A 312-nucleotide genomic window follows, 5' to 3' on the forward strand; every position below is an offset into this window, starting at 1 on the left:
TCCCCCAGTAGCGGCGAGCGAACGGGGAGCAGCCCAGAGCCTGAATCAGCATGTGTGGTAGTGGAACGGTCTGGAAAGGCCGGCGATACAGGGTGACAGCCCCGTACACAAAATTGCATGTGCTGTGAGCTCGATGAGTAGGGCGGGACACGTGGTATCCTGTCTGAATATGGGGGGACCATCCTCCAAGGCTAAATACTCCTGACTGACCGATAGTGAACCAGTACCGTGAGGGAAAGGCGAAAAGAACCCCGGCGAGGGGAGTGAAAAAGAACCTGAAACCGTGTACGTACAAGCAGTGGGAGCCTCTTT

1 rRNA gene is annotated in these 312 nt (G+C 56.1%); it reads left to right on the top strand.

The window, feature by feature from the left end:
• Positions 1–312, top strand: a 23S ribosomal RNA gene (locus tag OGW13_RS00035); the annotation flags it as partial.

The sequence above is a fragment of the Citrobacter sp. Ca225 genome (assembly GCF_030337175.1).
GTDB lineage: Bacteria > Pseudomonadota > Gammaproteobacteria > Enterobacterales > Enterobacteriaceae > Citrobacter_A > Citrobacter_A amalonaticus.